Here is a 2,999-nt window from a genome sequence, read left to right on the forward strand (position 1 = left end):
AGCAATGGCAACAACGTTGCGCAAACTATTAACTGGCGAACTACTTACTCTAGCTTCCCGGCAACAATTAATAGACTGGATGGAGGCGGATAAAGTTGCAGGACCACTTCTGCGCTCGGCCCTTCCGGCTGGCTGGTTTATTGCTGATAAATCTGGAGCCGGTGAGCGTGGGTCTCGCGGTATCATTGCAGCACTGGGGCCAGATGGTAAGCCCTCCCGTATCGTAGTTATCTACACGACGGGGAGTCAGGCAACTATGGATGAACGAAATAGACAGATCGCTGAGATAGGTGCCTCACTGATTAAGCATTGGTAACTGTCAGACCAAGTTTACTCATATATACTTTAGATTGATTTAAAACTTCATTTTTAATTTAAAAGGATCTAGGTGAAGATCCTTTTTGATAATCTCATGACCAAAATCCCTTAACGTGAGTTTTCGTTCCACTGAGCGTCAGACCCCGTAGAAAAGATCAAAGGATCTTCTTGAGATCCTTTTTTTCTGCGCGTAATCTGCTGCTTGCAAACAAAAAAACCACCGCTACCAGCGGTGGTTTGTTTGCCGGATCAAGAGCTACCAACTCTTTTTCCGAAGGTAACTGGCTTCAGCAGAGCGCAGATACCAAATACTGTTCTTCTAGTGTAGCCGTAGTTAGGCCACCACTTCAAGAACTCTGTAGCACCGCCTACATACCTCGCTCTGCTAATCCTGTTACCAGTGGCTGCTGCCAGTGGCGATAAGTCGTGTCTTACCGGGTTGGACTCAAGACGATAGTTACCGGATAAGGCGCAGCGGTCGGGCTGAACGGGGGGTTCGTGCACACAGCCCAGCTTGGAGCGAACGACCTACACCGAACTGAGATACCTACAGCGTGAGCTATGAGAAAGCGCCACGCTTCCCGAAGGGAGAAAGGCGGACAGGTATCCGGTAAGCGGCAGGGTCGGAACAGGAGAGCGCACGAGGGAGCTTCCAGGGGGAAACGCCTGGTATCTTTATAGTCCTGTCGGGTTTCGCCACCTCTGACTTGAGCGTCGATTTTTGTGATGCTCGTCAGGGGGGCGGAGCCTATGGAAAAACGCCAGCAACGCGGCCTTTTTACGGTTCCTGGCCTTTTGCTGGCCTTTTGCTCACATGTTCTTTCCTGCGTTATCCCCTGATTCTGTGGATAACCGTATTACCGCCTTTGAGTGAGCTGATACCGCTCGCCGCAGCCGAACGACCGAGCGCAGCGAGTCAGTGAGCGAGGAAGCGGAAGAGCGCCCAATACGCAAACCGCCTCTCCCCGCGCGTTGGCCGATTCATTAATGCAGCTGGCACGACAGGTTTCCCGACTGGAAAGCGGGCAGTGAGCGCAACGCAATTAATGTGAGTTAGCTCACTCATTAGGCACCCCAGGCTTTACACTTTATGCTTCCGGCTCGTATGTTGTGTGGAATTGTGAGCGGATAACAATTTCACACAGGAAACAGCTATGACCATGATTACGCCAAGCTATTTAGGTGACACTATAGAATACTCAAGCTATGCATCCAACGCGTTGGGAGCTCTCCCATATGGTCGACCTGCAGGCGGCCGCACTAGTGATATCCCGCGGCCATGGCGGCCGGGAGCATGCGACGTCGGGCCCAATTCGCCCTATAGTGAGTCGTATTACAATTCACTGGCCGTCGTTTTACAACGTCGTGACTGGGAAAACCCTGGCGTTACCCAACTTAATCGCCTTGCAGCACATCCCCCTTTCGCCAGCTGGCGTAATAGCGAAGAGGCCCGCACCGATCGCCCTTCCCAACAGTTGCGCAGCCTGAATGGCGAATGGACGCGCCCTGTAGCGGCGCATTAAGCGCGGCGGGTGTGGTGAAGCTTCGCAGCGTGACCGCTACACTTGCCAGCGCCCTAGCGCCCGCTCCTTTCGCTTTCTTCCCTTCCTTTCTCGCCACGTTCGCCGGCTTTCCCCGTCAAGCTCTAAATCGGGGGCTCCCTTTAGGGTTCCGATTTAGTGCTTTACGGCACCTCGACCCCAAAAAACTTGATTAGGGTGATGGTTCACGTAGTGGGCCATCGCCCTGATAGACGGTTTTTCGCCCTTTGACGTTGGAGTCCACGTTCTTTAATAGTGGACTCTTGTTCCAAACTGGAACAACACTCAACCCTATCTCGGTCTATTCTTTTGATTTATAAGGGATTTTGCCGATTTCGGCCTATTGGTTAAAAAATGAGCTGATTTAACAAAAATTTAACGCGAATTTTAACAAAATATTAACGCTTACAATTTCCTGATGCGGTATTTTCTCCTTACGCATCTGTGCGGTATTTCACACCGCATCAGGTGGCACTTTTCGGGGAAATGTGCGCGGAACCCCTATTTGTTTATTTTTCTAAATACATTCAAATATGTATCCGCTCATGAGACAATAACCCTGATAAATGCTTCAATAATATTGAAAAAGGAAGAGTATGAGTATTCAACATTTCCGTGTCGCCCTTATTCCCTTTTTTGCGGCATTTTGCCTTCCTGTTTTTGCTCACCCAGAAACGCTGGTGAAAGTAAAAGATGCTGAAGATCAGTTGGGTGCACGAGTGGGTTACATCGAACTGGATCTCAACAGCGGTAAGATCCTTGAGAGTTTTCGCCCCGAAGAACGTTTTCCAATGATGAGCACTTTTAAAGTTCTGCTATGTGGCGCGGTATTATCCCGTATTGACGCCGGGCAAGAGCAACTCGGTCGCCGCATACACTATTCTCAGAATGACTTGGTTGAGTACTCACCAGTCACAGAAAAGCATCTTACGGATGGCATGACAGTAAGAGAATTATGCAGTGCTGCCATAACCATGAGTGATAACACTGCGGCCAACTTACTTCTGACAACGATAGGAGGACCGAAGGAGCTAACCGCTTTTTTGCACAACATGGGGGATCATGTAACTCGCCTTGATCGTTGGGAACCGGAGCTGAATGAAGCCATACCAAACGACGAGCGTGACACCACGATGCCTG

At 50.1% G+C, this 2,999-nt stretch carries 2 protein-coding genes; both read left to right on the forward strand.

Features of this window, described 5'->3' with window-relative positions; genetic code table 11:
• The coding region (locus ACGWYJ_RS38680; RefSeq protein ID WP_048242274.1) for a class A beta-lactamase at positions 1–316 on the forward strand (316 nt) is incomplete at its 5' end.
• Between the two features lie 2,139 nt (positions 317–2,455).
• Positions 2,456–2,999: class A beta-lactamase (gene bla / locus ACGWYJ_RS38685; RefSeq protein WP_146086696.1), on the forward strand; the 544-nt coding region annotated here is incomplete at its 3' end.

Origin of the sequence: Actinomadura sp. SCN-SB (assembly GCF_043906805.1) — a bacterium.
Classification (GTDB): Bacteria; Actinomycetota; Actinomycetes; order Streptosporangiales; family Streptosporangiaceae; genus Spirillospora.